This window comes from Maribacter algicola (assembly GCF_003933245.1).
GTDB lineage: Bacteria > Bacteroidota > Bacteroidia > Flavobacteriales > Flavobacteriaceae > Maribacter > Maribacter algicola.
Genome location: NZ_QUSX01000005.1, coordinates 34,397 through 61,097, shown reverse-complemented (window position 1 = coordinate 61,097; position 26,701 = coordinate 34,397). Strand labels below are relative to the sequence as shown.

At 40.2% G+C, this 26,701-nt stretch carries 25 protein-coding genes and 1 pseudogene; 10 read left to right on the top strand and 16 right to left on the bottom strand.

Going from position 1 to position 26,701, the window contains the following annotated elements; translation table 11 throughout:
* Positions 1–104 precede the first annotated feature (104 nt).
* The 9 genes and pseudogenes from DZC72_RS17180 to DZC72_RS17145 all read right to left on the bottom strand — a co-directional run bounded on the left by DZC72_RS17180 (position 105) and on the right by DZC72_RS17145 (position 10,569).
* Positions 105–1,499, bottom strand: a complete 1,395-nt coding sequence (locus DZC72_RS17180; RefSeq protein ID WP_125224156.1) for a Gfo/Idh/MocA family oxidoreductase — start codon at positions 1,497–1,499, stop codon at positions 105–107.
* 144 nt (positions 1,500–1,643) lie between these two features.
* Complete coding sequence (gene secA, locus DZC72_RS17175; RefSeq protein WP_125224155.1) at positions 1,644–5,006, bottom strand: preprotein translocase subunit SecA; 3,363 nt, start codon at positions 5,004–5,006, stop codon at positions 1,644–1,646.
* Positions 5,007–5,223: 217 nt separating this feature from the next.
* Positions 5,224–5,448, bottom strand: coding sequence for a DUF2795 domain-containing protein (locus DZC72_RS17170; protein ID WP_027064442.1), 225 nt, complete (start codon positions 5,446–5,448; stop codon positions 5,224–5,226).
* 137 nt (positions 5,449–5,585) lie between these two features.
* Positions 5,586–6,161, bottom strand: coding sequence for a cob(I)yrinic acid a,c-diamide adenosyltransferase (locus tag DZC72_RS17165; RefSeq protein WP_125224154.1), 576 nt, complete (start codon positions 6,159–6,161; stop codon positions 5,586–5,588).
* A 56-nt stretch (positions 6,162–6,217) separates the two neighbouring features.
* Complete coding sequence (locus DZC72_RS17860) at positions 6,218–6,358, bottom strand: hypothetical protein (RefSeq protein ID WP_165869345.1); 141 nt, start codon at positions 6,356–6,358, stop codon at positions 6,218–6,220.
* A gap of 18 nt (positions 6,359–6,376) precedes the next feature.
* The gene (locus tag DZC72_RS17160; protein ID WP_125224153.1) at positions 6,377–6,871 is read right to left on the bottom strand and encodes a hypothetical protein; all 495 of its coding nucleotides are present in this window, start codon (positions 6,869–6,871) and stop codon (positions 6,377–6,379) included.
* 164 nt (positions 6,872–7,035) lie between these two features.
* On the bottom strand, positions 7,036–7,272 hold the full coding sequence (locus DZC72_RS17155) for a hypothetical protein (protein WP_125224152.1): 237 nt from the start codon (positions 7,270–7,272) through the stop codon (positions 7,036–7,038).
* A gap of 212 nt (positions 7,273–7,484) precedes the next feature.
* A pseudogene (locus DZC72_RS17150) lies at positions 7,485–9,352 on the bottom strand (ABC-F family ATP-binding cassette domain-containing protein).
* 44 nt (positions 9,353–9,396) lie between these two features.
* On the bottom strand, positions 9,397–10,569 hold the full coding sequence (locus DZC72_RS17145) for a lipoprotein N-acyltransferase Lnb domain-containing protein (RefSeq protein WP_125224151.1): 1,173 nt from the start codon (positions 10,567–10,569) through the stop codon (positions 9,397–9,399).
* 104 nt (positions 10,570–10,673) lie between these two features.
* On the opposite strand from DZC72_RS17145, the gene DZC72_RS17140 reads away from it, so the two are divergent.
* The 8 genes from DZC72_RS17140 to DZC72_RS17105 all read left to right on the top strand — a co-directional run bounded on the left by DZC72_RS17140 (position 10,674) and on the right by DZC72_RS17105 (position 18,220).
* Positions 10,674–11,417 (top strand): CDP-alcohol phosphatidyltransferase family protein, encoded by a 744-nt coding sequence (locus tag DZC72_RS17140; RefSeq protein ID WP_125224150.1) that lies wholly within the window; start codon positions 10,674–10,676, stop codon positions 11,415–11,417.
* A gap of 2 nt (positions 11,418–11,419) precedes the next feature.
* Positions 11,420–11,956 carry a DinB family protein gene (locus DZC72_RS17135; protein ID WP_125224149.1) on the top strand — a complete coding sequence of 179 codons (537 nt, stop codon included), beginning with the start codon at positions 11,420–11,422 and terminating at the stop codon, positions 11,954–11,956.
* A 16-nt stretch (positions 11,957–11,972) separates the two neighbouring features.
* Entirely contained in the window at positions 11,973–12,455 is a 483-nt protein-coding gene (locus DZC72_RS17130) for a GyrI-like domain-containing protein (protein ID WP_243641772.1), read from the top strand.
* Positions 12,455–13,729: an MFS transporter gene (locus tag DZC72_RS17125; protein ID WP_125224148.1), complete on the top strand. Its 1,275-nt coding sequence runs from the start codon at positions 12,455–12,457 to the stop codon at positions 13,727–13,729. Before DZC72_RS17130 ends, DZC72_RS17125 begins: the two co-directional genes overlap by 1 nt.
* Entirely contained in the window at positions 13,710–14,096 is a 387-nt protein-coding gene (locus tag DZC72_RS17120; protein ID WP_125224147.1) for a DUF4345 domain-containing protein, read from the top strand. The genes DZC72_RS17125 and DZC72_RS17120 overlap by 20 nt, the downstream gene beginning before the upstream one ends.
* Positions 14,097–14,164: 68 nt before the next feature.
* A complete protein-coding gene (locus tag DZC72_RS17115; protein WP_165869344.1) occupies positions 14,165–14,971 on the top strand; it encodes a DUF4198 domain-containing protein in 807 nt (268 codons plus the stop codon).
* A 73-nt stretch (positions 14,972–15,044) separates the two neighbouring features.
* A complete protein-coding gene (locus tag DZC72_RS17110) occupies positions 15,045–15,653 on the top strand; it encodes a low molecular weight phosphatase family protein (RefSeq protein WP_125224145.1) in 609 nt (202 codons plus the stop codon).
* 152 nt (positions 15,654–15,805) lie between these two features.
* Complete coding sequence (locus tag DZC72_RS17105) at positions 15,806–18,220, top strand: hypothetical protein (RefSeq protein WP_125224144.1); 2,415 nt, start codon at positions 15,806–15,808, stop codon at positions 18,218–18,220.
* Here the strand turns inward: DZC72_RS17105 and lptB are convergent.
* Genes lptB through DZC72_RS17085 form a run of 4 tightly spaced genes read right to left on the bottom strand, consistent with a single transcriptional unit; the run spans position 18,217 to position 21,159 of the window.
* On the bottom strand, positions 18,217–18,957 hold the full coding sequence (gene lptB / locus DZC72_RS17100) for an LPS export ABC transporter ATP-binding protein (RefSeq protein WP_099543207.1): 741 nt from the start codon (positions 18,955–18,957) through the stop codon (positions 18,217–18,219). The genes DZC72_RS17105 and lptB overlap by 4 nt on opposite strands.
* 51 nt (positions 18,958–19,008) lie before the next feature.
* Entirely contained in the window at positions 19,009–19,359 is a 351-nt protein-coding gene (locus DZC72_RS17095; RefSeq protein ID WP_099543208.1) for a carboxymuconolactone decarboxylase family protein, read from the bottom strand.
* Positions 19,343–20,194, bottom strand: a complete 852-nt coding sequence (gene tatC / locus DZC72_RS17090; RefSeq protein WP_125224143.1) for a twin-arginine translocase subunit TatC — start codon at positions 20,192–20,194, stop codon at positions 19,343–19,345. The genes DZC72_RS17095 and tatC overlap by 17 nt, the downstream gene beginning before the upstream one ends.
* Positions 20,194–21,159 (bottom strand): KpsF/GutQ family sugar-phosphate isomerase, encoded by a 966-nt coding sequence (locus DZC72_RS17085; protein WP_125224142.1) that lies wholly within the window; start codon positions 21,157–21,159, stop codon positions 20,194–20,196. Before DZC72_RS17085 ends, tatC begins: the two co-directional genes overlap by 1 nt.
* Before the next feature lie 200 nt (positions 21,160–21,359).
* Here DZC72_RS17085 and recQ point away from each other — a divergent pair, with 200 nt between their 5' ends.
* Complete coding sequence (gene recQ / locus DZC72_RS17080) at positions 21,360–23,558, top strand: DNA helicase RecQ (RefSeq protein ID WP_125224204.1); 2,199 nt, start codon at positions 21,360–21,362, stop codon at positions 23,556–23,558.
* Positions 23,559–23,847: 289 nt separating this feature from the next.
* On the opposite strand, the gene DZC72_RS18045 is transcribed toward recQ, so the two are convergent.
* Both DZC72_RS18045 and DZC72_RS17075 read right to left on the bottom strand, forming a co-directional pair.
* Positions 23,848–23,973, bottom strand: a complete 126-nt coding sequence (locus DZC72_RS18045) for a hypothetical protein (RefSeq protein WP_262707272.1) — start codon at positions 23,971–23,973, stop codon at positions 23,848–23,850.
* 36 nt (positions 23,974–24,009) lie between these two features.
* Positions 24,010–24,399 carry an LD-carboxypeptidase gene (locus DZC72_RS17075; RefSeq protein ID WP_125224141.1) on the bottom strand — a complete coding sequence of 130 codons (390 nt, stop codon included), beginning with the start codon at positions 24,397–24,399 and terminating at the stop codon, positions 24,010–24,012.
* Positions 24,400–24,724: 325 nt separating this feature from the next.
* On the opposite strand from DZC72_RS17075, the gene DZC72_RS17070 reads away from it, so the two are divergent.
* Complete coding sequence (locus tag DZC72_RS17070) at positions 24,725–25,237, top strand: fasciclin domain-containing protein (protein ID WP_125224140.1); 513 nt, start codon at positions 24,725–24,727, stop codon at positions 25,235–25,237.
* 68 nt (positions 25,238–25,305) lie between these two features.
* Here the strand turns inward: DZC72_RS17070 and DZC72_RS17065 are convergent, their stop codons facing one another.
* The gene (locus tag DZC72_RS17065) at positions 25,306–26,625 is read right to left on the bottom strand and encodes a carboxypeptidase-like regulatory domain-containing protein (protein WP_125224139.1); all 1,320 of its coding nucleotides are present in this window, start codon (positions 26,623–26,625) and stop codon (positions 25,306–25,308) included.
* Between the last annotated feature and the right edge of the window lie 76 nt (positions 26,626–26,701).

Sequence of the window (26,701 nt, the reverse complement as noted above, 5' to 3'; positions counted from 1 at the left end):
TATCAACTTAAAAAATTGGTAATCAAAGTTTCCTTTGTAAATCTAGGTATGTTTTTAACACCATGCTAAGATATTTTGTTTTCTCCAAGAAAATAATCCGAAACTTATGATCTTCTTTCCTGTGGCCTCAAATCCGTTAATTCGGATATATTTATGGGGGTCCCGGATTGAATACTCTTCCGCGCTGCTATTCCAATTAATATGGACATGGCTCCATCCCTTATGCCGGCAGTTCTTCCGTAGGGGTCCGGTACTTTAGGGTTGACGAATATTTTATCTTGAAGGCGTTTATCCCCCCCGCCGTGACCGCTTTCTTCCATATCCACTTGGACGGTTTCAAACTCTTGCCACAATTTATGAATTACAATAGGTTTTTTCGCAACGATTTCCTCGCCGTTCTGTGCCATTTCGTTGGCGTGTTTTTCAGCTTCCTCGATAGATGTTTTCTCATAGTAAGGAATATCCAACCAGGCCTCTATTCTACCTTCGGTTCCGTTGAAGGCAACCCGCCATCCCTCAAACGGGGAATAGGTGGTCAGGGAATAATTCAGTATCGTATTGTCCGTGTATTTTACTTGGGCAGACATTTTATCGTAAATATTGATGTCTTCCCTAAAAAGGCAGTTGTCCCTTATGTATCCGTCCTCGTGTTCATGGTCCGCATATAATTTTTTGGAAAATTCATCCTTGTTGATGTCCCAATAAAAGGCACATTCGGTTTTATGGCCGCAGGTTCTACAATTCTTTCCCCTAAAAGGGCCATTTTTTCCGTAAAACTCCAAGTCGCCATAGGCAAAGACTTCATTGGGTTCAGAGTCGATCCACCAATTGAGCAAATCAAAATGATGGGTGGCCTTATGGACCCAAAGTGATCCGCTACTCTCCATTTCACCATGCCATCTTCTAAAATACGAAGCACCGTGATAGGTATTTAGATACCAATTAAAGTCAACCGAGACTAAATTTCCAATCGTCTTATTTGCAATCAATTCCTTGATTTTTGTGGCATAGGGGCTCCATCTATAATTAAACCCAACAATTAGGTTTTTGTTGGACGCTTTTTCGGCATCGAGTATTTGCTGGCATTTTACCTCATCAACGGTTAAGGGCTTTTCCGTGAGGACATCGCAGCCCATTTCAAGACCTTTGATGATAAATTCATGGTGGGTTGAATCTTTCGTGGTTACGATTACAAGGTCTGGTTTTGTTATTGAAACCATTTCCTCAAAGGAAGCAAACGTAGGGCAGGTAGCTCCTATATATTGCTTGCCATATTCCAACCGGCTTGGATTTATATCACTGAGGCCTACAAATTCCAAAATTTCAGAATACTCGTCCAACAAACGTTTTCCCCAAAATGTAATACCCCTTACACCTGTACCTACAAGGGCAACTTTGAGTTTTTTTGATTTATTAAAGGCAAATGCGTGTACCGGAAAGGCACTGCTTGCCGCCAACATGCTAACAGAGAAAATAAATTCCCTTCTTGTATTTTTCATGGTATAAATTCAAACAATCCTTTTAAAGATATTTAAAATTTATAAAGGACTCATATTTAAGGGTTCAATATTTGCAGCAAAGGAAAAAAAGAAGAAAACAAAAAAGGCGCTCATTTGAGCGCCCTTTTTAAAGTGGATAAGGATTTAATCGTTTATCAGAACCCATTCCCCTTTGGAGATGAGTGGTTCTGCCTGTTTATATTTCACGGTTTTACTTTCTCCCGACATAACATTTTTAATGGTCACTTTTTCATTTCTACCAATTTTGGGTTGCTCCCTTATAATGGTTTCCGTAACCGATGGTCGTTGTCTTTGTGTCTGTCCCACCGCCCTATTCTGTGCGGCCAGTTCGTCACTATTGGGTATTTCTTCCTTTGAAGTCTGTATTTTTTCCTTTCGTTGTGGAGCGTTTCTGGCCTCCCTAATATCATTGGGATTTCCGGAAGGTAGTTCTCCTTTAAATAGGAAGGAGACAATTTCCTTATTTACCTTTTCAATCATTTGTTTAAATAGTTCAAAAGCTTCGAACTTATAAATCAACAAAGGATCTTTCTGTTCATGAACGGCCAATTGAACGGACTGTTTTAATTCATCCATTTTACGTAGATGTGTTTTCCAAGAGTCATCGATGATGGCCAATGAAATATTCTTTTCAAAATCCGTCACCAATTGCTTACCATTACTTTCATACGCTTCTTGCAGGTTGGTGACCACATTCAGCGTTTTGATACCATCCGTAAAGGGTACTACGATACGCTCAAAATTATTTGCATTGTCCTCGTATACCTTTTTGATTACGGGTAGTGCGGTGGCGGCATTGCGTTCCATTTTTTCCTTATAATGGTCGTAACTTGCCTTGTATACCCTACCGGTTATTTCCTGGGTACTGAGTTTGCCAAATTCCTCCTCGCTTACCGGCGAGGTCATGGAGAAATATTTGATCAATTCAAACTCGAAGTTTTTATAATCGTTGGCAGCTTTGTTACCCTCTACAATTACCTCGCAGGTATCATAAACCATATTGGCAATATCCACTTTAAGCCGTTCACCTTGCAGGGCATGGCGCCTTCTTTTGTAGACTACTTCACGTTGGGCGTTCATTACATCATCATACTCCAAAAGTCGCTTACGCACCCCAAAGTTGTTCTCCTCGACTTTTTTCTGCGCTCGTTCAATGGATTTGGTCATCATGCTGTGTTGGATGACCTCACCTTCCTCCAAGCCCATTTTATCCATCATCTTGGCGACCCTATCCGAACCGAAAAGTCGCATTAGGTTATCTTCCAAGGATACATAAAATTGAGAGCTTCCTGGGTCCCCTTGACGCCCGGAACGTCCTCGTAACTGCCTATCCACACGCCTAGAATCGTGTCGTTCCGTACCGATTATGGCCAATCCGCCCGCTTTTTTAACTTCAGGGGTCAGTTTAATATCCGTACCACGGCCCGCCATGTTGGTAGCAATGGTCACTACCCCGGGATTACCCGCATCTGCAACAACATCGGCTTCCTTCTTATGCAATTTGGCGTTCAACACGTTATGCGGAACCTTGCGTACGCTCAATAATTTTGAAAGTAATTCTGATATTTCTACTGATGTAGTACCAATAAGCACGGGTCTTCCGGCCTGACTTAACTTAGTTACCTCGTCAATGATGGCATTGTACTTTTCGCGCTTGGTTTTATAAATCAAGTCGTTTCTATCATCCCTTGCGATGGGCCTATTTGTAGGTATTTCAACGACGTCCAATTTGTAGATTTCCCAGAACTCGCCCGCTTCCGTAATGGCCGTACCGGTCATGCCTGCCAATTTGCTGTACATTCTAAAATAGTTCTGTAGGGTAACGGTGGCAAAGGTTTGTGTCAGGGCTTCTATCTTCACATTCTCCTTGGCTTCAATGGCCTGATGAAGACCATCTGAATATCTACGACCGTCCATGATACGACCGGTCTGTTCATCCACGATCATCACCTTATTGTCAATAACCACATATTCCACATCCTTTTCAAATAGGGTATAGGCTTTTAACAACTGGCTCATGGTATGGATACGTTCGCTCTTGACGGTAAAATCCTTGAAAAGTTCCTCCTTTAATTCCGCCTCCTCCTCAATGTCAAGGTTTTGCTGTTCAATTTTGGCAATTTCGGCACCAATATCGGGCATGACAAAGAAATCCCTGTTTTGCTCCCCTGATATATAATCGACACCCTTATCCGTAAGCTCTATTTGGTTGTTTTTCTCATCGATGACAAAAAGCAGGTCTTCATCCACCTTGGGCATTTCACGGTTGTTGTCCTGCATGTAAAAATTCTCCGTTTTTTGGAGCAGCTGTTTTACACCCTCCTCACTCAAGAATTTAATAAGAGCCTTATTTTTAGGTAGGCCCCTATACACACGCAGCAATAGGAAACCACCATCCTTTGTATTGCCCTCCGCAATTAATTTTTTGGCTTCTGCCAAGACCCCTGTCAAGTGTTGTCTTTGTTTTTGAACAATTTCACTTACCTTGGGCTTCAACTCATTAAATTCATGTCTGTCACCTTCAGGTACCGGTCCAGATATAATCAAGGGCGTTCTGGCATCATCCACTAAAACAGAATCCACCTCATCCACTATGGCGTAGTTATGCGGACGCTGCACCAGGTCCTTAGGGGTATGGGCCATATTGTCCCTCAAGTAATCAAAACCGAATTCGTTGTTGGTCCCATAAGTAATATCGGCATTATATGCGGCCCTTCTACCGTCTGAATTTGGTCTGTGATGGTCTATACAATCTACGGAGAGTCCGTGAAATTCAAAAATTGGTGCCATCCAGGCACTGTCCCTTTTCGCCAGGTAATCGTTTACGGTCACCAAATGAGCGCCGTTACCGGTTAGTGCATTCAAATATAGTGGTAAAGTGGCCACTAAGGTCTTTCCTTCACCTGTTTGCATTTCCGCGATTTTTCCTTGGTGCAGGGCGATTCCCCCAATCAACTGAACGTCATAGTGTACCATGTCCCAAGTCACCTGTTTTCCGGCGGCGTTCCAAGAATTTTTCCAAACGGCATTGTCGCCATCCAAGGATACATATTCTTTTTCACCGGATAATTTTCGATCGTTCTCCGTAGCCGTAACCGTTATTGTTTCATTTGCCGCGAAGCGTTTGGCCGTTTCCTTGACAACCGCGAACGCCTCTGGTAAAATACTGTTAAGGGCATCTTCGGATATTTTATAGGCATCTTCCTTTAACTTGTCTATTTCCGCATAGATGTCCTCGTTTTTGTCGATATCGTTGGACTCCTGAACTTCTTTTTCAAGTTCCTTAATTTTATCCGTAATATCTTGGTAGGAATTCTTAATGGTCTGCTTAAAACCTATCGTTTTGTTCCTTAGTTCATCATGGCTTAATTTCTCGAATTCGCTTTCAAAAGACTTTATCTGCTCTACCAAAGGCTGAAGCTCCTTTACATCTTTCTTGGATTTGTCACCTACAAAAGCCTTCAGTATAGAATTTATAATACTCATAGTATGTGTTTGTAATTTGATTTGTAAACCATTTCAACAGGATTGCCTGTGCCGTTTACGATCCATTTGCCATTATGGACAATTATTTCGACAATTCACTTGTTCAAAAGCTGTTCCAGTATGTAAAAAACACTGTTTTTCTTTTTTAGACTGCCAAAATTACATAAAAAAAAAGCCTCCAAGGAGACTTTTAAGTAGTTATTGTGATATGGGAATATTAATATTCGTCCTCGTTCCAGAGGTAATCTTCTTCAGTTGGATAATCTGGCCAAATCTCTTCGATAGATTCATAGATTTCACCACCTTCTTCCTCCATGGACTGTAAATTCTCCACAACCTCCAAGGGAGCACCGGTTCTGATGGAGTAATCTATTAACTCATCCTTACTTGCCGGCCAAGGTGCATCGCTTAAATAAGATGCTAATTCTAATGTCCAATACATGGTAATTGTTTGATTTTAAAATTTTTGCAAAAATAAATTTTAATTGGAAACGGCCAAGATAATTTGTGATTATTTAGACCGAGTTATCAACATATTTTTTGCATTGATACATTGATAACGCTTAAAATGTGAATTTATTAGTCCCTTTTCTCGGGAATCCATTTTATTTCCTTAACTCCCAAATCCATTGACAACTTTCGTGCCAACACAAAGAGATAATCTGAGAGTCGGTTTAAATAGGTAAGAACGTTCGTGTCAAAGGGTTCGTTCTCGTATAGAATGGTCGTTTTTCTTTCTGCCCGTCTACATACGGTTCTCGCAATATGACAGTATGACACTGCGGGATGTCCCCCCGGTAAAATAAAATGTGTCATTTGTGGCAACACTTCGTCCATACTATCCATGGACATTTCAAGGGATACAATGTCATCACTGCCAATTCTTTCAATATTCAAACGTTCTTGCCCATTTTTTAGTGTTGCCTTTTGCGGTTCTGTTGCTAAAATGGCTCCAACGGTAAAGAGTTTTTTCTGGATTGTCTGTAACTCGTCTTTATAATTCTCAGGTATTTCCTGTCCCGCAATCAGGCCAAGCCAAGAATTTAATTCGTCCACGGTTCCATAACTGTCTATTCTAATGTGATGTTTGGGAACCCTCGTGCCTCCAAAGAGCGATGTGATGCCGTTATCTCCTGTTTTGGTGTAGATTTTCATTTTTGACGGTATGTTTTACTATTTTAATTATTTTTAAAAAGGGAGAAGGAATAGCTTCAATCCTCTTTTCCTTTACGCTTGTAATCCCCCATGAACTTACGCGACTTTCGTTCCTTGTTTTTTCTTTTGTTGGCAATGGTGATTACCAGATAAATAGCGAAAACAACCCCTAAGACTATGTATATTGTATTATCCATAATAGGCCATTGAGTGTATTATATTCTAACTTTAAAGTGTTCCTTGGCCTGTTCACGTCTAAAAAAGACCAGTCCACAATGGAATAAATCTATGGTGACAGTTACCTCTGGCAGTTCCTTAATGTTTTGCCATGCTACTTTTCGCTGTTTGTTTTTGTAAATTCCGCTTATCAATAGCATCGTATCATTATGGTAACTTTCTTTGGAAATGGAGGTAAATACCTTACCATTTTCTTCAACAAAAATTACATCCAGTGGTAATGTGTCAAACTCCAAATCGCCAAAAATAGCAACTATCCGATTTATAATATAGTCGTCTGCATAGACAAATGCAATACTTTTATACTTAAAATAAGAAATTGACGTAGTTAGCACATGTTCCTTAACACTCATACCCTTTTTCTTTTCCCTATATAGACCCTTCGTCAAGAAATTGTATACAAAGGGAGAATGTACCCCGTGTTGGTTGGTGGAGCCAATAAGAAATTTTAAATACGAAAGTAACTGATACACTTAGGGGCTTTCAAAATTCCCCAAATGTACTAATACCTTTTATTTTTCCGATAACGGCCACCCAGGTTGGGGTTTTGAATATATCGTGATTTATTTTTGGGAATGGGGTAGCGCCAAACCTGCCTTTGGGCAGGTAGGGTCACCAAGGGGATAATATGAGTATGTTATGCCATTTTGGGGCTGTTCCTCTTGGTCGCGAAGGAAAGTTCTTTTTTTACCCTAGAGTTCTTGAACCTGTACAAACGGGTCACTTCCTGCTTTCTTTCTATTTTTTTTGAAGCAGCGGTTTCGGTAACGATGCCCATCTCTATCGTCTCGACCTTAACGGTCTCGTTCCTGTCCTGTGCGCTTGCCGCTGTTCCTATGAAGATGATGAAGAAGATGGTCGCTACTGTTTTCATGACTTGCTTTCGTTACATTATTATAACTACCGCAAGCGTATTTGAGGGGGTCCCCATTCGTTGAAAAACAGTGGTTTCTCGTTATCCGGCAATGATTCGGATTAAGTGTAAAATTCGCTCGATGAACGGGTTCCTTGGTAAAAACAGCTTACCGAAAAAAAGGTGTTGTTCGTCGAGAGCTTCCTTTATGGGATATGATTTTTTGGGGTTTATCAACCCATTTGGTCCGCAAGTTCAAACCAACGTTCCGTTTTTTGTTCTATGGTATTCGAGATTTCTCCAAGTTCAATGGAAAGTGCCTCTATTTCCTCCCCAGTTAAGGAAGTATCCGTAAACTTTTCCTGTAGTGCCACTTTTTTGGATTCCAATTGTTTTATTTCATTTTCCAAGTTTTTGTACTCCTTTTGTTCCAAATAGGAAAGTTTGTTTTTTTCGGGTTCTTTCCAGTTGTTTTTTTCGGGTTCCAATTTTTCCTTTTGTTCGCGTTGCTCTATCACCTTGCTGTCTTCATAGGCCCTGTAATCTGAATAATTTCCAGGGAAATCCTCAACCACTCCTTCGCCCTTGAAAACAAAAAGGTGGTCTACGATTTTATCCATGAAATAACGGTCATGGGACACCACGATGAGACATCCAGGGAAGTCCAACAAAAAGCTTTCCAGTACATTGAGGGTCACGATGTCTAAATCGTTTGTAGGTTCGTCCAGTATTAGAAAGTTTGGGTTTTGAATCAAAACCGTACATAGATAAAGCCGTTTGCGTTCCCCACCGCTTAATTTTTCAACAAAGTCATATTGTTTTTTTCTATCAAAAAGAAATCGCTCCAATAATTGTTGGGCCGAGATTTGTCTTCCTTTCATCAGCGGAATATAATCTCCAAATTCCCTTATTACGTCAATGACCTTTTGGCCGTCCTTGATTTGAATCCCTTTTTGGGTGTAGTAACCGAATTTAATGGTGTCGCCTATAATTACCTTGCCACTATCGGGTAGGTCCTTTCCTGTAAGAATATTTAAAAAGGTAGATTTGCCCGTACCGTTCTTCCCAATAATGCCCACGCGTTCCCCTTTTGTAAAGGAATAGTCGAACTTGTCAAGTATTACCTTTCCAGGAAAAGACTTGGAGACTTTATGGATTTCGATGATCTTATTGCCCATCCTTTCCATATTAAGTTCCAATTGAACCTCATGTTCCTTTCTGCGTTGGCTCGCTTTTTCCTTAATGGTGTGAAAGTCATCTATTCTGGACTTTGATTTGGTCGTCCTGGCCTTAGGTTGCCTACGCATCCAGGAAAGTTCTTTTTTGTAGAGGATTTCCGTTTTGTGCTGTTCAACCGATTCTTGCTCTATTCGTGCTTCTTTTTTTTCCAAATAATAGGAGTAATTGCCCTTATATGAATAGAGTTTACCATTTTCCAGTTCCAGTATTTCATTACAGACCCTTTCCAAAAAATAACGGTCGTGCGTAACCATGAACAAGGTGAAATTTTCTTTGGCAAAATAGGCCTCCAACCATTCTATCATTTCCAGGTCCAAATGGTTGGTAGGTTCATCCAGTATGAGGAGATCCGGTCTATTGATCAAAGCATTGGCCAAGGCCAATCTTTTTTTTTGTCCTCCGGATAATTTGCCCACCTTTGCGTTAAGGTCTTCCAATTTTAACTTAAAAAGAATCTGTTTGTATTGGGTTTCAAAGTCCCAAGCCTCAAAACGGTCCATGGCTTCAAAGGCCTTTTGATAGGCGTCCGTGTCCTCTGGATTGTTTAGTGCTTTTTCATAACTGGAGATTACCTTTAGAATTTCATTGTCCGAAGCGAATATGGTCTCCTCAACCGATAAATCCGGATTTAGATTGGGTTCCTGGTCCAAAAACGAAGCCCGTATGCTTTTACGGTAGTTCACCTGACCTGNGAATCTGGCTGATCACCTCCGGATAGAATATTCAATATCGATGTTTTACCCGTACCGTTTTTGGCGATAAGTGCTATTTTTTGGTCTTTGTTGATACCAAAGGACAAATCTTGGAAGAGCACCAGCTCCCCATAGGATTTAGAAATATTTTCAACGGTAAGTAGGTTCATTCTATAATATCTATGAGTTAGGGGTTAGTAGTTAGGGGCAGGAATTATTTCGTTTTCTTCAAATGATATAGCAAAAATAGATATCTAAGCGCCAAACTCAGCAGAATAAATATTACGAGTATTGAAAAAACCTGAAATTTTATCAGCCACATTATAACAGTAAGGAGCAGTAATCCCAACAATAAATGGATATAGGGCCGAATCCAGTTGGGTGCCGAGTTTTTAATCAAAAGAAAGGCCACGAAAAGGTTCGGTGCAAATGCCCATAACAGATTAAAATTTGTTTTGGTGGCATCATGATCCGTAAAAAACCAAAGGAATACGATAAGAGTACCGGCCAAACCGGTACTTAAAAATAAAAGTAAATCGAGCCACTTGGTTCTTTTTTTATTTCGATAGTCTTTAAAAGTTACATAGCCAACAAGCAATAACAGCATAGAGAGCCAGAAAATGGGAGATATTAAAAATGGGGTGGAATAGGACTGTGGCGGGACATCCACCAAAACCGACTCTTTTTTCACTAGGGCTTGTCCATCCAACGTAGTGTGTTTCATTTGCTCATACACATACAGCGGTAAAAACATAAGTTCAGAAGGGTTGGCATTTCTGTCTATGACCGCACCAAGTGCCAAGTCGATGCCAAAATTCGACCAAGAGTTGAGCTCTAAATTCTGGTGAATCAATTCCCTAAAGGTGTACGACTCCTTTTGTTGGGAGTAGTCGAACTTCAAGGAAGGGCCCAGTGTTTTCTCAAAGACCAACGGTATTCTGGTCGCACAGTTATCGAATAAAAAATCATACTGGTACTTTCTGTTTTCCGGTAGGAGATTGTTTTCCAGAAAGACTACAATGGCCGTTCTTTGATCTAGGTTCAAATCCAGTTCCTGTTCCCGTACCCAACGTTTTTCAATTTCATAGCTTCGCTGAAAGTAGTTGAACGGCATTCTAGAAATAGTGTAGGCCAATTTTCCCCGTGTGAAGTTCAAATAAAAGTTTGGGTCCTCAAAATCATAGGTTCCATAGCCGTAGACTTCATCGATTCCCAAAGTAGGATCCTGAAATCGGATGGCGCTATGGCCAAATTTGGCGGCAAGCTCTTCCCCTGTTCCCACGGTCAACAAACTGATTTTGGATACCGGTGAAAGCTGGTTTTTTTGGGAGAATCCTACAAAGCCAAAAAACAAAACCAGAAATATTGGTACGCTTCTTTGAAACATAGTTGAAAAGAGTAGATGCTTTCACAAAGATGCGAATAATAACCAATTTATCTTATTTTTACTCGAAATCGAGGTAGTGAACTAAATATTGATACCTTTCATTCATGCAAAAACACCTTCCCAATTTTATTACACTATTGAATGTCTTTTGTGGCTGTGTGGCCACAGTTTTTGCCGTTTTGAACAGGTTGGAAATGGCAGCCCTATTTGTGGCATTGGGCATTTTCTTTGATTTTTTTGATGGCCTTGCCGCCCGGTTGTTGAATGTAAAAAGTGACTTGGGACTTCAATTGGATTCCTTGGCCGATGTAATTACCAGTGGACTGGTGCCCGGTGTCTTCATGTTTCAGTTGTTGGCAATGTCGCAGAGTGGTGGATGGAATATGAACGGAGCGCCATTTTTTGGAGAATCAGGGGTTGATGTGATTTCCTTTTTACCCTTTTTCGGATTTGTCATTACCATGGCGTCCGCCTATCGGTTGGCCAATTTCAATTTGGATGAAAACCAGGTATCATCCTTCATAGGCCTGCCAACACCGGCCAACGCATTACTCATCATTTCCTTGCCCCTTATTCTATTTTACAATGGGAGTGACACTGTCAACTCCATTATTTTGAACCCTTGGTTTTTGGTCCTGCTTACCCTCTTAAGTGCCTATTTGCTCAATTGTAACATCACATTGTTTGCGCTTAAGTTTAAAAATTGGAGTTTTAAGGACAATGCCTTGCGTTATATTTTCTTGATTATAAGCTTGGTCATGATCATCACCATGAAATTTCTGGCCATTCCATTCATCATCCTGTTTTATATTCTTAGCTCCTTGGTGCAGGAAAAATTCTATGGGTAATAATGGGGAAAACAGATAAAAGCGATGCTATCGAGTTTTGGTTGCGAGGACCTGTGGATGGAATACCCTCATTTTTGCAACCTGCGGCCCATGCCTTGCTACAATCCTATAAGGAGATCCATGATTATTTGTGGGATTTTCCCCAAGATTTGCTTTGGAATCAATTGGAGGGTAGGGCGTCCGTAGGTTTTCATATACAACACATGACGGGCGTATTGGATAGAATGATGACGTATGCGAAAGGTGAGCCGCTAACGGACGCCCAATTCGAGTATCTAAAAAGCGAAGGTGTGCCCAAGGAAGAATTGACACTAACGGGTTTGAAGTCAGGATTTAAAGATCAGGTGGAAGTGGCGTTGGCTTATTTTAAGGGCCTTTCTGAAGATATTCTTATGGAGCCGAGATCGGTGGGAAGAAAGAAACTTCCCTCAACGGTTTTGGGGCTCCTTTTTCATGCGGCGGAGCATAGCCAGCGTCATGTGGGGCAATTGCTCGTAACCGCCAGTGTATTAAAATCCCAAAGGGGTAAGATAAACTAAATCCAATTCAAAAATTTTGAAGATCACACCAAGAATTGAAGAAATAAATGCGAGAAAATTAATTGGTGTGTCCCGCTCCATGAGTATTTCCAACAATAAGACTAGAGAACTTTGGGAAGGATTTAGGGCTGGTGTTCCCACGATTTCCCATAGGGTTTCATCCGATTTTATCTCCCTGCAAAACTATCCGATAGACTTTTTTAGGCAATTTGATCCAAACATGCCATTTGAAAAATGGGCTGCCGTGGAAGTCTCGGAAGTATCTAATATCCCCCAGGGAATGCATTCTTTTGATTTGCCCGCAGGAAAATATGCGGTTTTTGAATACAAAGGGTCAAGCAATGATCCTGGCATATTCCAATACATCTTTAACCAGTGGTTGCCAACTTCTACATATTGGCTGGACCATAGACCGCACTTTGAAGTGTTGGGGAAAAATTATAAAAATAACGACCCTAATTCCGAAGAGGAAATTTGGATTCCAATTCAAGAAAAGTAATGGATACCGAAAAAAGAGCACCTTGGTATTACTTGGCCTTACTTATTTTAGCCGGAGAAAGCGTCTTTATTTTGCCCTTTGTCCTACAGCGGGTTTTCCGACCTACGATATTAAAGGTGTTCGAACTAAACAATACGGAATTGGGTCTCTGCTTTTCGGTCTATGGGGTGGTTGCCTTGGTCTCCTATTTTTTTGGCGGGCCCTTGGCGGATAAATACCCGCCACAAAAATTAATTGCCATGGGTCTTTGGACGACGGCCATTGGGGGGTTTTACTTTGCCACCTTTCCTGAATTTCATTATTTACAGATACTATATGGGTATTGGGGCTTTACTACTATTTTCCTTTTCTGGTCTCCCATGATAAAGGCCACGAGGGTTTGGGGCGGAAGTAATTCCCAAGGCAAGGCCTATGGCTTTTTGGACGGGGGAAGAGGACTTGTAGGAGCTTTCTTTGGCACTTTGGGAGTGGTAGTTTTTTCTTGGTTTATGGCCGATAATTTGGAGGTTGCCGATCTTGGCGAAAGTCGGTTCGCGTTCCGAAAGGTAATCTTGGTTTCGTCCGCTATAGTTGCATTAGTGGGTTTTATGGTCTGGTTTTTTATGAAATTGCCAAAGAGCTTGGAAAAGGAAATCGTTCTGGAGAAAATATCAATGACACAAATTGGTCAGGTGCTTAAACTACCATCGGTTTTGTTATTGATGGTCATCATACTCTGTGCCTATGTTGGCTATAAACTTACGGATATCTTTTCCTTGTATGCCAGTAAGATCATGTTGTACGATGAAGTGGATGCAGCCAAAACCGGAGCCTTTTTGTTTTATGTGAGACCCGTGGTAGGGGTCTGCATCGGAATAATCGCAGACCGTTCCCTACCAAGTTATTGGCTATTTGTGAGTTTTGTTGTGTCCTTTTTCGGTGCCATGCTATTCGCCTTGGGGTTTGTGGTGGATACAACGGTCTTCTTGTTTCTTTTTTCCATTTTAATCGTCACCTCCGGGATTTATGCGGCCCGGGCCCTTTATTTTGCTGTTATGGAAAGTGGTAGGATACCCTTGGTATTGACGGGGACAGCGGTGGGACTTATATCGGTCATTGGTTATACCCCTGATATTTTTGCCGGAGCTGTTATGGGAGTATTGTTGGATTGGAGTCCCGGGTTGAAAGGGCATCAACATGTGTTTTATATGATTGCCGGGTTTTCTTTTATAGGGGCTCTGGCGGCCTACAGGTACTATAAATTATATAAGAGGGATGAAAGGAAAATTTCCTAGGAACCTACAATTGTTGATATCCGGAACAATCGTCATCATGGCAGGTTTCGCGTACGGTCTGCACCCGTCGTATGTTATGCCTCTGGCATTGGGTTTTGAGGTTGAAGCTTTGGCCATGAGGAATATCTTCAGGGCTATTTTGGGGATTTATCTTGGACTGGGCATCTATTGGCTGTTGGGAGCCTTCCGGCCATCTTTGTGGAAACCCGCAACGCTAAATAATGTATTTTTTATGGGGGGAATCGCTTTTGGAAGATTATTAGGCCTGTGTATTGATGGCTTTTCCTTGGCTTTTTTCATTCCCATGGTCTTGGAACTGCTTTTTATGGTTTGGGGTCTGTACAATTTAAAAGCATATAAATCATAAATCGGCTTTAAAATAAAACCCTTAATGTCATAACTTCGTAAATCATGAAACGTTCAAAATATTATATTATGAAAATCGCATTCCGATCACTTTCCCTACTCGCTCTAGTGCTACTTTGTTCTTCACATGAACTTTTTTTAAAGTCTGATTCCCATTTTTTGAAACCCAATACTTCGGGATTGCTATACTTGTTCAATGGTACCTTTGATACAAGTGAGAATGAAATTACAAGTGACCGCATTGTAAAGGCCAAAATTTTGGGGCCTGGGTACCAGTTTGAACCATCCAACAGTGATTATTATAGTGAAAACAATATCACCTACCTAAAATATACGACGGGTGAATCGGGCACCTATGTGGCAGGCATCTCCACTTTGCCCAGGATATTGGAAATGAACGCCAATGATTTCAATGAATATTTGGAACACGAAGGCCTGGAAAGTACCATAGCTGACAGAAAACAAGCAGGGATTTCAAAAAATGGGGCAAAGGAACGGTATTCGAAACATGTGAAGGCATTATTGCAGGTGGGAGAAAATACCTCCATTGATTTCATGAAACCCTTGGGCTATCCCATAGAATTTGTACCCTTGAACAATCCTTTTGAAATATCCTTGGGAGACAGGATCGCATTTAAATTGTTGCGAAACGGTAAGCCTTTGGCCAACCATACGGTTCACTACAGTACTTCCATGCCGGGTCAGGATGCCCATGCCAACGAAAATTCCGTAAAGTCAAATGCGAATGGAATGGTAAGTATTCTGCCCACCTCAAAAGGAAAGTGGTACGTGGCCACAATTCATATGGAAAAGAAGGAAGGCGATGTCGTGGATTATGAATCCAATTGGGCTACCTTGACCTTTGAGATTAAATAAAGGTTATCATTTGTTGTTGTCATAATTTCATATAGTTATAATCGTAATATTGCGATAATATTATTTGATAACTATGTTTAATGAAATAAAAGAATGTATTGAAGGTCTTAATGGATATAGGCCTGATGCAGATCGCTTACGAATTTTACAAATACTAATTAATTTCATTCAAGAGAAGAAGGACAAAGGAGAAAATATCGACCTGAACTTTGTTTGTACCCACAATTCCAGAAGAAGTCATTTGTCGCAAATTTGGGCGCAGACAATCGCCGCTTATTTTGAAATCCCAAATGTTTATTGCTATTCTGGTGGCACCGAAGCTACAGCGCTGTTTCCAAAAATTGCGGAAACCTTGGTAAGTTCTGGTTTTAAGATTAGTAAACTATCGGATGGTAATAATCCTATTTATTCCATAAAATATGGAGCTAATAGCCAACCAATAATCGGTTTTTCAAAAACCTACGATCATTCTTTTAATCCAGAATCAAATTTTTCGGCTATTATGACCTGTGGGCATGCAGATGAAAATTGTCCGTATATTCCCGGGGCGGAACGGAGAATTCCACTTACATTCAATGATCCCAAAGCTTTTGACGGAACGGAACAACAAACGGAAAAATACATGGAAAGAAGTTTGGAGATAGCCTCGCAATTGTACTATATTTTTTCTAAGATTGTTTAGAAGTTTAGATTAAAATCACATAAACTACTTTTAATATTTTGTTGTTACGGAAGCATTGCTTGTGCGTAATTCTATACGTTAAAGTATTGTCAAACTTAGACTTAAAAAAATATTCTTACCGGTACTGTTTTTATATTTAGGGAAAAAACAGGATGAAATTCAGACCTAGTTCTACTCTTTTTTTGTTTTTTGTTGCCTTTACAGGTATTACCTTTTTAAACGCACAAAATCTAAGTATTGATAAAAAAATAAAACCTGCTTTTAAGGAATATTTTGGTATGCCAAGGGCATCTGTTTTTCTTCATTTAAACAAAAGTGTTTTTGTTCAAGGCGAACACCTTTGGTTCAAGGGTTATCTCTACAATCGATTGAAAAATAATCTTTTAAAGGAACCACTGAACTTGTACGTTGGTATTTATGATTCAGTGGGCCGTCAGGTAAAAAAGGAACTATTTCTTAGCAGGGATGGTTTATCACAGGGACAGGTAATGATTGATTCTACTTTTGGTAAGGGTACTTACTATATTAAGGCATCTACAAGCTGGATACGAAATTTTAGGGAAGATGATTCATTCATTTCACAATTTGAGGTAATTAAGGGTTCTAAGACAATAGACAAAAACCAAAGCGACAAAATAGATGTGCAGTTTCTTCCTGAGGGTGGACATTTGGTTTCTGGGGTACAGGGAACGGTTGGGGTGAAGGTTTTAAATACGAATGGAAACGGGGTCAAAGGAGTTGTTGGTGTGGTTAGAAATGAACGAGGGGACTCCATTACATCTTTTAAAACCAATGATTTTGGACATTCAAAGTTTGACCTTTTACCAGTGCAGGGTAGCCTATATTCTGCAACACTGGACGATTATAATGGAATTCAACATAAATTTTTACTGCCCAATTCCAAATCGAAAGGAGTTATAATGTCAATTAAGAGAATAGGTGCGGGTCGCATTCAAGTTTTATTGGGTACGAACCCAGAGACAAGGGCTACAATGGGAAATGGGCCTTATACCTTGATTTTCCATAGGGACGGACTTTTAAAGCATATGAATGTTGAGTTTCCGGAAGGTGAAAACTATGTTTCCCATATTTTGGATGCAAATTCATTGCATCCGGGAACCAACATAGTTACGTTGTTGGATTTTGAGGGAAATCCATTATTGGAAAGATTGGTATTTAATAGGCAATCGATTAAAAAGGGGGAGTTGACAACTTCGTTGGAATCATTGAGTTTGGATTCGGTATCGGTAAATATATCTTTACCCGGTAAATCACGGGGTCTACAGTATCTAAGTGCTTCAATTCTACCAGCTGATACCAAGGCCTACGGGCATCAAAATAATATTTTCAGTACCTTTTTATTAAACCCTTATTTAAAGGGACATGTAGAAGACCCCCGATATTATTTCACCAACGTTTCAGAAAAAACAGAGAGGGATTTGGATTTACTTTTATTAACGCAGGGTTGGTCCCGTTTTAGTTGGAAGAATATCTTTGAAAATCCACCTGTAGACAGATATGGTTTTGAGACTGGAGTTGATATTTTAGCGACATTGAATTTCGAATTAAGAAAAAATGAAAATATCATGTTCTACCCTGGTGAGGGAATGCTACCCCAAATTATTAAGATGAAAGAGGATTCAGGTAGTTTTACCCTTAGTAATTTTCTTTTGAATAGAGGGGACAATTTGAAATTTACGATAATCGATGCGAATGGTAGGTTTTCAAGACCTAATTTATATGTTAGGATAGACGACGGGTCAACCTCGGATTTACTACATGAGCGTCCTTTGGAATATTTAAGCACAATTTTCGAATACCAATTAAGTGATTCAAACAATTTTAATTTTGTCCTTCCCGATAATACCATCGCCCTAAATGAAGTTACTGTAGAGGGACAAAGAGAAGAGGAGATTTATGTTAGTCCATTTGTTAGCGAGGGTAGGTTGATAAAAGTCACTCAGAAGACAGAAGGCAACTACCCTAGATTATTGGACCTTATAAGGTCTAGCGGATTTAATGTCTGGGAAGCACCCAATACAGGTTATGACCGCATTAGAATAACCTCCAAAAGGCCGTCCGCACTCTCATTAATACCTCTCTCCCCAAGATTATATGTAGATGACATACCATATTCCGATTTTAACATTTTAATGGATTTTCCCACAGGAAGATTGGAAAGCTATTTTATAGATCGGTCAGGGAATGGGGAACAAGGTGCTGCTGGGGGTGTTATTAGGGTATACACGAAGAAAGGTGTTGATAAGGATGCCCCAGGTTTAGGTAGAAAATATGTAAGTAGTGATTTTTTTGAACATACTGTAAAAAATGGATTTAGTCCTGTTAAGGAATTTTATGTGCCTAAATATGCAAGCCTTAACAATACTTCATTTCACAACTTTGGGACAATTGATTGGCAACCCAATTTAGAAATAGATAAAAACGGAAGCACTTCCTTTACCTTCAATCACTTAAATATAGAACGAATAAAAATCTTTATTGAAGGAATAGGAGAGGGGGGTATTCTTTATTCTACAGTGGAAGAGGTTGAAATCAATCCCAATTAAAAATCCAGCTTCTTCTTTCTTAGCTCGAAGTTTTGCCCCAAATACACCTTACGGACCATTTCGTCGGCGGCCAAGTCTTCCGGTATACCTGATTTGAGGATTCCTCCCTCGAACATTAGATAGGAGCGTTCCGTAATGGCCAAGGTTTCCTGTACGTTGTGGTCCGTAATCAAGATGCCAATATTCTTATTCTTCAATTGCGCTACGATGCGCTGTATGTCTTCTACGGCAACTGGGTCAACCCCTGCAAATGGTTCATCCAATAAGATAAATTTTGGATCGGTCGCCAAGGCTCTCGCAATTTCGGTACGCCTTCGTTCACCACCCGATAGGAGATCGCCACGATTTTTACGGATGTGTCCCAAACCAAATTCCTCGATTAGGGATTCCATCTTCATTTGTTGCTCCTTCTTACTTAATTTGGTAAGCTGCAGTACACTTAAAATATTTTTTTCTATACTAAGTTTTCTAAAGACGGATGCTTCTTGGGCCAAGTAGCCAATACCGTTCTGCGCCCGTTTGTACATGGGAAAATTGGTAATTTCCATGTCATCTAGGTAGATACTGCCACCATTGGGCTTGATGAGTCCTACGATCATGTAGAATGAGGTGGTTTTTCCAGCTCCATTGGGCCCTAAGAGGCCTACAATTTCACCCTGATTAACCTCCAAGGAAATACCCTTTACGACCTGACGGCCGCGGTAGGATTTCATTATATTCTCTGCTCTTAGCTTCATTTCTTCAAATCTAACCCTAATTGGCGGTGGAGAAAAGCAATTATAAAATCTTTAACCTTGAATTCCCTCCAATGTTTCCCAGTATTCATAGGCCCTTCTTAAGTGGGGAATTACAATAGTTCCCCCTACCAAAGTAGCAATGCTTAAGGTTTCCATGACCTCTTCCTTGGAGGCACCTTCCCTAAAGGAACTCTCCAAATGGTATTTTACGCAGTCATCACACCGAAGTACCGCCGATGCCACTAGGCCCAATAGCTCCTTGGTCTTTACGTCAAGGGCCCCCGGCGCATAGGCATTGGTATCCAGATTAAAGATACGTTTGATGACTTTATTGTTGTCCGCTAAAAGCTTCTCGTTCATTTTTGAACGATAGGCGTTAAATTCCTCAACTGGATTTGACATGGTTCTTTTTTAGTTTAGCTTCCCTTTTTGCTTCCCTTTTCAATACTCTGGCAGATATGTAAATACTTACCTGATAAAGAATGAGTACAGGTATGGCCACAATAATTTGGCTAGTAACATCGGGTGGTGTAATGACGGCCGATATAATCAAGACGATAACCAAGGCTATCTTACGATATTTCTTCAAAATTTCAGGAGTTACCAATCCCACCTTTGTTAAAAAGTAGATGATAATTGGAAGCTCAAAAATAATTCCACAGGCCAAGACGGCCGATCTAAGAAGTCCTATGTAATTATCAAGGTCAAATTCATTAAGGACAATATCACTTACCTGATAAGAACCTAAAAAATTTATGGACAAAGGTGCTACAATATAGTAGCCGAACAAGACCCCGAGAAAGAATAGGAGTGATGCGATGAAGATGAAACCTTTGGAATGCTTACGTTCCTTTTCGTAGAGCCCAGGACTGATGAATTTCCACAATTCAAAAAGGATATAGGGAAACCCTATGATAATACCAGCCCAAATGGCCGTCCAGATATCTGCCGAAAATTGACCGGACATCGTTCTACTTTGGATGGTAAATGGAACTTTGTCTTTACAAAAATCCGATTCCATACCAATGGAGGTTGCAGCGTCACAAAAGACTTTGTACGTGGGAAAATCCATATCTAAAGGGCCAAAGATGATGACATCAAATATGAACCTGCTAAATACAAAGGCTACGATTCCAATGATGACTACGGCTAGGGTAGATCTAATTAAATGCCATCTCAATTCTTCCAGATGGTCCAAAAAGGACATCTCATCTGGGGAGGTCTTGTTTTTTGCCATTATAAAATACCTTCGTTAATAAGGTTATGTAAATGAATCACACCGGAGTATTCCCCGTTGTCCATTGCCAATAGTTGTGATATTCCCTTTTTTTGCATCAGTTCCAGGGCTTTTATCGCCAAGGTGTCCATTTCTATAGTTTTAGGTTCGGTCGACATAATATCCGCTGCGGTAAGCCCCTTAATGTTATCGTGATTGTTGAGCATTCTACGAATATCACCATCGGTAACAATTCCCACCACATTCTTTCCGTCCAAAACGGCGGTGACACCGAGCATCTTTTTGGATATCTCGACAATGACCTGCTTCACCTCCGTAGTTACCTGAACAGCGGGGATTTGATTGTTCTTGGCAATATCGGCAACTCTTAAATACAGTCTTTTTCCAAGAGCTCCCCCCGGGTGGTATTTGGCAAAGTCCGCCTCACTGAATCCTCTAAGCTCCAATAATACAATGGCAATCGCATCGCCCATGACCAATTGGGCAGTGGTACTCGTAGTTGGTGCCAGGTCATTGGGGCAAGCTTCCTTGTCAACATACGTGTTCAAGATGAAATCTGCTTGTTTGCCCAAAAATGAATCTGGACTCCCGGTCATACCGATCAAGGTATTTTTGCCTCTTTTTATAAGGGGCACCAACATTTTTATTTCTGGTGTACTCCCACTTTTTGATATGCAAATAACCACGTCTTCATCCTGAATCGTTCCCAAATCGCCATGGATGGCATCGGCTGCATGCATAAAGATAGCTGGAGTCCCTGTAGAATTGAGGGTGGCTACGATTTTCGAAGCTATAATGGCACTCTTGCCAATACCCGAAATAATAACGCGGCCCTTGGAATTTAGAATGCAATCTACCGCCTTGGAAAAGTCCTCATCCAACAAAGTGGCCAGATGTCCAATAGCATCCCGTTCCTTTTCAATAGTTCTTTTTGCCAGCTCAAGAATTGTGCTATTGGATGTCAATGTATTATTTAATTTTATCAATGGTATTCTTGTAAAGATGTGTTATCTTTAAGAATACAAAATTACGTAAACTTAATTTGATTGGATACTGATCCTTCAATATTTTAGTGTTATCTGGTTGTTTAAAATAAAAATTTAATTTCTAATTTGGACCGTGATCGGGATTCCTTGTTCCGACCCTGATACTTTTGAAATACAGTATAAATTTGAGTGAAATTGATATACACGCCGCTTTAAAAAAATATTTTGGCTTTTCCCAGTTCAAGGGGCTTCAGGAAGGCGTGGTGAAAAATATTTTGGAAGGTAGGAACACCTTTGTAATCATGCCCACAGGTGGTGGCAAGTCGTTGTGCTATCAGTTGCCGGCGCTCATGCAAGATGGTACGGCCATTATTGTTTCTCCCCTAATAGCCTTGATGAAAAATCAGGTGGATGCCATTAGAGGTGTTTCCGCGGAAATGGGAATTGCCCATGTTTTGAATTCCTCATTGAACAAAACCGAAATAAAGCAGGTCAAAAAGGATATTAAGGACGGTATCACTAAATTATTATATGTGGCACCGGAATCTTTGACCAAGGACGAGAATGTGGAGTTTTTGCGTTCTATAAAACTATCCTTTGTGGCCGTAGACGAAGCCCATTGCATATCTGAGTGGGGCCATGATTTTAGACCGGAATATAGAAACCTAAAAGCTATTGTTACAAGATTGGGCGAAGGGATTCCTATAATAGGTCTGACCGCAACGGCAACACCAAAGGTTCAGGAAGATATTATTAAAAACCTGGGCATTGGGGATGCCACCGTATTTAAGGCTTCCTTTAACAGACCAAACCTATTTTATGAGGTGAGGACCAAAACAGAAAACATAGACGCAGACATCATTCGTTTTATAAAACAGAACGAGGGCAAGTCTGGGATTGTTTATTGTTTGAGCCGAAAAAAAGTGGAGGAATTGGCCCAGGTTCTTCAGGTCAATGGCATTAGTGCCGTCCCTTACCATGCCGGCTTTGATGCTAAGACCCGTTCCAAGTACCAGGACATGTTTCTGATGGAAGATGTTAATGTGGTCGTGGCGACAATCGCTTTTGGTATGGGTATAGATAAACCGGATGTACGATATGTAATCCATCATGATATCCCTAAAAGCATCGAAAGTTACTATCAGGAAACCGGTAGGGCAGGAAGGGATGGTGGCGAAGGCCATTGTCTGGCCTTTTATTCGTACAAGGATATTGAAAAGCTGGAAAAATTTATGGCCGGGAAACCCGTGGCGGAACAGGAAATCGGTAATGCCCTTTTGCAAGAAGTAGTTGCCTATGCGGAAACATCCATGTCACGCAGAAAATTCATGCTCCATTATTTTGGGGAAGAATTTGACGAAATCAATGGAGAAGGGGCAGATATGGATGACAATACCAGAAATCCCAAAGAAAAGGTTGAGGCCATGGAAGATGCCGTTAAGCTCTTAAAGGTGGTACATGGCACCAGCGAAAAGTTCAAGTCCAAGGAAATCGTAAATACCTTGCGAGGTAAAAACAATGCCTTGATCAGTTCACATAAAACCAATGAAAAGGAATTTTTTGGAATAGGCTCAGACAAGGATAAGAGCCATTGGATGGCATTGATACGGCAAATGCTGGTAGCAGGGTATTTGCAAAAGGAGATTGAACAATATGGGGTATTGCGCTTCACTGATAAAGGTCATGAGTTTCTCAAGAAACCCCACTCCTTCATGATGACCAAGGACCATGTATACAACGCTGAAAATGACAACGCCATAGTAGGAGCCTCAAAGGCCGGTGGTGTAGCCGATGAAAACTTGCTCAAGCAATTAAAGGATTTAAGGAAATCCCAAGCAAATAAAATGGGTGTGCCGCCATTTGTGGTTTTTCAAGACCCGTCATTGGAGGACATGGCACTTAAGTACCCTATAACATTGGAAGAGCTTCTGAATGTTCACGGTGTGGGTGAGGGGAAGGCAAAGAAGTATGGCAAGCCCTTTGTTTCCTTTATTGCATCGTATGTTGAAGAAAACGAAGTACTACGTCCGGATGACCTTGTAGTAAAAAGTACCGGAGCCAATTCAGGTTTAAAACTCTATATTATTCAGAATATTGATAGAAAATTGCCCTTGGATGATATTGCTTCCGCAAAAGGATTGGAAATACCCGAACTGATCAAGGAAATGGAACAAATCGTATATAGTGGAACAAAGCTGAATTTGGACTATTGGATAGACGAAGTATTGGATGAGGACCAACAGGAAGAAATCCACGAATACTTTTTGGAGGCCAAAACCGATAACTTGGAGGATGCCATGAGGGAATTTGATGGCGAGTATGAGGACGAGGAATTGCGGTTATACCGATTGAAATTCATCAGCGAAGTAGCCAATTAAGTGTATTGCACAGGCAATTGGTTTTTCGGTTAGTTTGAACTGTTGTTCATATGTATCAAAAAAGGCTTGCGTCCCGATGGGAAATGTGAAGTCTTGTTCCACATTTCAAAAACTAAATCTATAGGCAGCGGTAATTCCCAAAGATTTTATTCTGTTAAGTATTACTTTCTTTTAAATTAAATGAATGGGTGTCCGAAATTGAATTGTATCCTTTACAAACACCAAAAAGAATACCCGAAGCCTTTTTAAAAAGTTTTCCCTATAGTAACTGGGTCAGCATTCTATCCATTTAATAAGGTGCCTCGCCAGCATCTACAAGATAAACCAAATTGTGGGTAAAATCAATTTCATAGGGAAATCCTATGAGGGCATTTATCAAGCTGGGACTTCCTCCACGGAGTACACCCTTTGCCATACCGGGATGGATGGTATATCGTTATTATTAAGGGTTTTAACGATGTTCTTTTATACGTTTGGCATTTTGTAAGATCATTTCTTGTTCGGGTTTTCGAATTGCATCAATACAGTCCTTTTTTGGGAAATTATCATCGAAGGTGCCTCCCACGGAGCCATGTAAGGTAATAAGACCAGTTCTCTTGTAAATACTGTTTAATAGCGCCGTTACGTCATTTAAGCCAATGAGTGGTTTCGGGTTGGATTGTATTAGGTCGTATTCTATAAGGATCAAAATTTGGGTGCAACCATGACATTCTCGAATACATAGTATTCCGTCCACATTTTTGTTTTGGAACATATGGATTAGGTCGGCTGCCCGTTCTACATCGGTATGGCTAAAATACCCATGGCTCTTAGTGAGTCTTTCAGTAAATAAAAAGTTCATCCCATTTTTTCCAGTAGGCCTTTGGTTAAGGGCAGGAATTCAAAAAAAAACCTATAGCGATTAAGCCTATGGTTGCCCCTTTTCTATTCTGGTATTGAATACAATTTTGCTTGTAGTTCGTTCTTGGACTGGACATTTGAGAAAATCATGCCCTGTAGAAACGGATAGGCTCATGGTGGGTTTTAAAAACTTTCTTCTTGGAAGTATGGGGGGCATATTTCGTATATTTTGTTTTGTTTAACTATTTTAAAAATAAATTAAACAAAAATTAAGAGTTTGCTATGTATCATTCGATTACATTTGGCTAAATCTAAAAAATAGAACTATGAAAATTTTGAAAATTACAACATTCAGTATTTTTTTTCTGTGCATTGCTACAGGGTTTTCCCAAAACCAAACGATTGTTGGTGTAGCTGCGGGAAATGACAATTTCACAACATTGGTGACAGCGGTAAAAGCGGCTGATTTGGTGGGCACATTAAGTAGTGATGGACCCTTTACGGTCTTTGCCCCTGTGAATAGTGCATTTGAGGCCTTGCCCAGTGGCACGGTTGAAAGTCTTCTAAAGCCGGAAAACAAAGGAACACTTCAAGGAATTTTGACCTATCATGTGGTTGCGGGTACATTTATGGCCAAAGATGTAATTAAGGCAATCAACGACAATAATGGCTCGTTTGATGTAAAAACAGTTCAGGGCGGTACCATTACTTTATCCCTTTCAGAAGGAAATGTTATGCTGAAAGATGCCACGGGCGCTATGGCCAAAGTGGTTATTGCGGACGTTGCTGCTTCCAATGGAGTAGTCCATGCTTTAGACAGTGTAGTAATGCCCAAATAATTAAAAGTTTTTCGAAATAAAAAAGCCGTTGAAGATTTCTTCAACGGCTTTTTTATTAATTACCTCAATTATTGAGATGCCGAAGAGGCGCCGCCACCATCGATTTTACCTCTCTTTAATTGCCTTTGAATTTTTTTGATGGCAGATTCAATAGATTTTTCTGGCTCTATAATGTTGTACTCACCCCAAAAATCCGGGTCGGCAAAACCTATGGCCTCGTCTGTCAATATGATGTCAGATTTTATGCGATCTTTATATTTGGGAATTTCATTGCTTAGGTTTTCTTCCCAATCGGTTATGGCCATTTCGCAGCTCATACTATAAACGGAATTGAAAAGTTTTTTGTCCCAATTAATTTTAAATTCCATCATTACATTGCTATAACCGTAGTACCATTTGCCATCTTTTTCCCGATAATCGACCCTGTAAACGACCTCTGTTGGCCAAACATCCGCATTTCTAGGTTTTCTTCTTACGAACATTTGCGCCGCCAAATCCTTATCCGTAATATTCAATGAATAAATGGCACTTGTAAGAATTTTATTATCAACATCTATATACAGCTTACCTGAATATAAGGGTTCTAAAACACCGGGCTTCTGCTCAAAATTTATCACATAAATTTGCTTGTCGTCTACTCTAGTGGCATTGGAGAATGAAAAATCATAAAATTCAAATAGGTCATCCGCAAAAATATAGTCGGGGTATTTTACCATATCCACAAATAAGGCATTGAAGGGTCCGCCCTGAAGTTTTAGGGCCAGAGTATCCAATTTGCTATAATCCGTACTTTTTCTAGCCTTAAATAGTTTTAGGGCATCGTTCTTATTACTGGAGTAGGGTGCTTTATAAATGTTTACCACGGCCTCGGAAAGACTTACATTTTGTCTTCTTCTCTTAATGGTCTCCCTATAAAATGCCGTCATTACGGTGGGATTATCTATATAGTTCTCCCCTCGTTTTTTTAAAGTTTCCCTTACCAGGGCCCTAGCGTCTTTCGGAACGCTAAGATTGACTTCCGCCAATTGGGTAACAAGTTCCGTCATACCTATTTCATTGCCATCAGATTTAAACTGTAATATAGGTATTTGTTTGGTCTTGTAGCCCAAAAACGACACGATAACGTTTTCACTGGTATTGGATTCCGGAACCTTAAGTGAAAATTCACCTTCAGTGTTCGTTATGGTACTAATGTTCGTTCCCTCCAAGGTAAGTGTCGCAAAAATCAAGGGTTTTTTGGTATCACTGTCATATATTTCACCTAAATATTCCTTAAATCCATCCGTTTGGGAGAATGCTCCATTACTCAATATCGTTAAAATAAAAAATAGTCCAAACTTTAAGTTTAACACGCTTTTTATTTTTTCCTTGTTTATTATCTTTTTCATATAATTTTTATTTAACTAGATACCTATCTAAATTAATGATATTTAGAGGTATATAAAATTAATTTTAGTTAAAATA